Annotated in this window: 3 protein-coding genes; 2 read left to right on the top strand and 1 reads right to left on the bottom strand. The window is 34.1% G+C overall.

Going from position 1 to position 3,910, the window contains the following annotated elements; all coding sequences use genetic code 11:
• The coding region (locus tag VNJ50_RS12785) for a helicase C-terminal domain-containing protein (protein WP_325582521.1) at window positions 1-1,539 on the top strand (1,539 nt) is incomplete at its 5' end.
• 131 nt (window positions 1,540-1,670) lie between these two features.
• Here the strand turns inward: VNJ50_RS12785 and VNJ50_RS12780 are convergent.
• Window positions 1,671-2,048 carry a hypothetical protein gene (locus VNJ50_RS12780; RefSeq protein ID WP_325582519.1) on the bottom strand — a complete coding sequence of 126 codons (378 nt, stop codon included), beginning with the start codon at window positions 2,046-2,048 and terminating at the stop codon, window positions 1,671-1,673.
• A 334-nt stretch (window positions 2,049-2,382) separates the two neighbouring features.
• On the opposite strand from VNJ50_RS12780, the gene VNJ50_RS12775 reads away from it, so the two are divergent.
• Window positions 2,383-3,910, top strand: a 1,528-nt coding sequence (locus tag VNJ50_RS12775) for a vitamin K epoxide reductase family protein (RefSeq protein WP_325582517.1), incomplete at its 3' end; no start/stop codon positions are given.

Genomic DNA, 3,910 nt, shown 5'->3' with positions numbered 1-3,910 from the left:
AGCTTGATGAAGTTTGCTAAATCAGGTGATGCGACCTTACTAGGTAGAGCGCCGTTATCTCAAAGTGAAGAAAAAGCAAAAATGTTGATTGCAACAGACTATGCACGAAAGATGTCATTGGATATGCGAATGGTTAATCTTAAATATGACGATCATCCAGACAGTAAAGCTTCTCACTGCGCCGCAAAACTTGCGGAGTATTACCTTCGCTTCAACGCACAAAAAGGAACACAGTTTGTTTTTTCAGACTTGGGTACCTACAAACCGAATGATTGGAACGTCTATTCCGAAATTAAAAGAAAATTGGTGGAGGATCACGGGATTCCCGCACACGAAGTACGTTTTATACAGGAAGCCAAGAATGATAAAATGCGGAAAGAGTTCATCAATGCTATGAATGATGGAAAAACACGAGTGCTGTTTGGCTCTACCGATATGCTGGGTACAGGTGTCAATGCACAGAAAAGAGCCGTTGCCGTTCACCATCTTGATACTCCTTGGCGACCAAGTGATCTAGCGCAACGGGATGGACGGGCAATTCGAAAAGGCAATGAAATTGCAAAGCATTTTGCGGCAAACAAAGTAGACGTGATTATTTATGCAGTTGAGAAATCATTAGACAGTTACAAATTCAATCTATTATACAACAAACAATTGTTTATCGATCAGTTGAAAAACAATAATCTTGGGAAGCGCACCATTGATGAAGGAAGTTTGGACGAAAAATCAGGAATGAATTTTTCTGAATATGTGGCCATTCTTTCAGGGAATACCGATCTATTAGATAAAGCAAAGTTAGAAAAGCAGATTGCAGGATTAGAAAGCGAAAAACAAGCATTTAGTCGTTCCAAATACAGTGCGAAATATAAGTTAGAGAATTACGCCATTGAACTTGATCAGGCGCAATCGCGCTTGAAACGTATGAATCTTGATTGGACAAACTTACAACAGCGCATACAAAAGCACGCGGATGGCACCATCTCAAATCCCGTTCTTTTAACAGGTTTATCTGCCAACGCAGATGCAAAACAAATCGGTACAAAACTGAATCAACTTGCCGACAAAGCGCGTACAGGTGGAGACTATGAAGAAATTGGGAGTCTTTATGGCTTTCAATTACTCGTAAAAACGGAAATGTCGCAAAAAGAAGGTATGAATATTCGAGTCAATCGTTTTTTGATTCAAGGTGAAGGAACTATTAAATATACGCACAATAACGGCATTATCGCAAAGGATGAAAAACTGGCAGCTATGAATTTCCTTAAAGCCTTGGAAAAAATACCTAGTTATATCGATCAAGACCAAAAGAAAATAGTAGAAATACAGAAGGACTTACCGATACTTCAGGAAGTGGTACATGGCACTTGGTCTAAAGAAAATAGATTAAATGAATTAAAAACGGAATTAGCTGCCGTCGATAGGAAAATACAACTGTCGATTGCTCCCGAAACTACATCTCAAGAAGCAATAGATGCTGAAGCACCCATCAAAATTAATGATACTTCCCAAAAATCCTCGCTTAGTCTAAAGGCTATGTAATTCAAATAAAAGGTGACTATAACTTTAGTAAGTTTTTTTTCTACAATTCATAGAATCACAGCTAATATCCTCTCTTTATATGACCCTACATTTAGACGCCAACCTAAACCTAAACAAGAGTGCCTCCTAGCCTATCGTAAATCCTTTAATGCTTTTTTATACTTTAAAACACATCTTTCCAGGTCCAATTCGACCAAAGGTTTTAGGAGATAATCGAAAAAACCATATTGATAAGCCTCAAACGCCAATTCCTTTGATGCGGACAACGCAATAAAAACAGGATCATTCTCACTGTGTTTGGTAATATCGAGGAGAAAATCGGACAAATTATCAATTACATCATCAAGCCCCAAAAACACGATATCTGGACATGTCCTCAATATGAGATGGAGTGCTTCGCTCTGATCATTAGCTGTCCCTATGAATCTGAGATCATCAAATTTATCTATGACCGTCCTCATACTTTTTCCGGTCTCAACATCCTTTTCTACGATAATATAGGTCTTCAAAATAAAACTTAATTGAATCGCAAAATATAATTAATCTTATCTCTATTAGAGTAAGGGTGACCCGTAAAAAAAGTAAGGATGGTACCATTACAATTACTGCGCTGATAGACACTAAAACATATTTATTCTTATTGAAATCATAAGATTGACCGTATTATCGAGTCAAAGGTCATCTATTCGGTTATCTGATTTATTCCAAAACTTTGACTAAATTGGTAAACGAGAAAAGTAATTTATATAGATATTTAAATTTAAAAATTAAATTCACAACTTATGCTTATCTTTAACTACTTTACTTGTTCAAAATATCTTTCAATATATCCGAATATTAATTATGAATTTGCTCAAAACCCTTTTCCAATATTTAGATGTAGAAAACATTCCTATGGATAAAGAGGAATTTGAATTTCAGTTCAATTCACATCCTGATTATCCTTCCTTGTTGGCGTTAAGTGATACCTTAAAGTTTTTTAATGTAAACAACGGTGCTTTCAAAATTGAAAAGTCAGAAATTGATTTACTGCCGAATTCTTTTATTGCAAGATTGAAAAACGGCCATACTGATTACTTGTCCTTTGTAGAAAAAAAGGAGAACATCTACATTTATACCAATGAAACAGAAAAAAAGCATTCAGCATTAAAAGAAGATTTTGAAACTTTGTGGGGTGATGTGGTGCTGCTTGCAGAAAATGATATAGATGTCTCAAAATCAAAACAACAAAACAAAGTTACCTTTCTATTTCCTCTGTTCTCCATCATATTATTCCTAGCCGTTTTATCCATAAATTTAATTAACAAATGGTTTTTGGCGTTTTATGTGTTCCCAATCATTGGCGCATTTTTTTCTATTGCAGCATTAAAAGATTTGTTCAATACGAGGAGCGAACTATTGGATAAGTTTTGCAACACCACAATTGATAGCAGTTGCAAAACAGTTGTCAATTCCAGTAAATGGAAGGTTTTTGAAACGATTAGTTTTAGCGATTTAAGTATTCTGTTCTTTACAATACAAATTTCTTCTTTGTTCTTAATGGATATTTCAGGTAATCAATTGGATTATTTTTATATGCAGACCATGCTACTTATATTATCAGTTCCAATCATTGTTGCCTCTCTTTACTATCAGAAATTTATTGAGAAAAAATGGTGTCCTATTTGTTTAACGATTATGGGTGTTTTACTGCTGGAACTGGGCTATGTTATATACCTTAACTCTTTTTTGAATTTAACCCTTTCTTTATATGGTGTACTCTTATTTCTTTTGGTATCGTCAATAATGACAGCGGTCTGGTTTCCATTGAAAAAAATTCTTACCAAAGTCAACCAATTAAAAAATGTCGAACTTAAAGCAAATCGTTTTAAAAGAAATTATACGATTTTTAAGAATACACTCTTGTCCACAAAAAAACTCAAATTACCGAGCAGCCCATTAACTTTTGGAGATCAAGATTCTCAATTAGAAATTTCTATTATAACTAGTCCTTTTTGTAGTTATTGCAAGGAACCTCATTATTTGCTCAAATCTATTTTAGAAAATTATACAGATAGTGTGAAAATTTCCACTATTTTTAATGTTCATCCTAAAATTGAAGATTTGAAGAAAATTACTATGAGTCTAATTGAAATACAAATATGTCAAGGAGAAGCATTTTACTATCAAGCTATGGATGAATGGTACAATAATAAAGACAGAGAAAAATGGTTGGAGAAATTTCAAATAAATTCAGGAAACCATAAAATTGAGCGGTTCTTAAAAAATCAGCATGAGTGGTGTGTTAATAATGATTTTAACTTTACACCTTGCGTTTTTATTAATGGTTATGAATATCCGAAAAGTTATGAAATTTCTGATTTACCGTTTT

Source organism: Gelidibacter sp., from assembly GCF_035577925.1.
Lineage (GTDB): Bacteria > Bacteroidota > Bacteroidia > Flavobacteriales > Flavobacteriaceae > Gelidibacter.
Note: the sequence above shows the minus strand (reverse complement) of the source record. Positions and strands in the feature narration are given on the sequence as shown.